General features: G+C 68.1%; 1 pseudogene. It reads right to left on the bottom strand.

Going from position 1 to position 313, the window contains the following annotated elements:
- Window positions 1-254, bottom strand: a pseudogene (locus tag ABGA94_RS16765) (hypothetical protein); the annotation flags it as partial.
- Between the last annotated feature and the right edge of the window lie 59 nt (window positions 255-313).

Below are 313 nucleotides of genomic sequence, written 5' to 3'. Positions count from 1 at the left end.
AACCACGGGGTCTCCAGCCGCACCGAGGCCGCGTTGCCGGTCACGTCCAGCACCGTGCAGCGACGATCCCATTGATCCTTCGGGGTCTTCAACGCGCCGCGCACTTTGTAGGACCCGGTGCGCTGCAGGTTCTCCAGCTTCAGCCAGGTGCCGAAGCGCTCGGCATGGTGCAGCGGGGTAGGCAGCAGGAAGCGGCGCAGCCGGGCCTGCGCCGCCAGTACGTCGGCAATTCCGGCGCCTTCCGAGCCCGGCAGCCATGCAGCCACGAAGGCATCGGCGGCATTGATTTCCCGGTTCACCCAAAGTGGCCGCC

The organism is Stenotrophomonas sp. 3diitr2024, assembly GCF_042136455.1.
GTDB classification, from domain to species: domain Bacteria; phylum Pseudomonadota; class Gammaproteobacteria; order Xanthomonadales; family Xanthomonadaceae; genus Stenotrophomonas; species Stenotrophomonas sepilia.
This window is presented reverse-complemented; position numbering and strand designations above follow the sequence as displayed.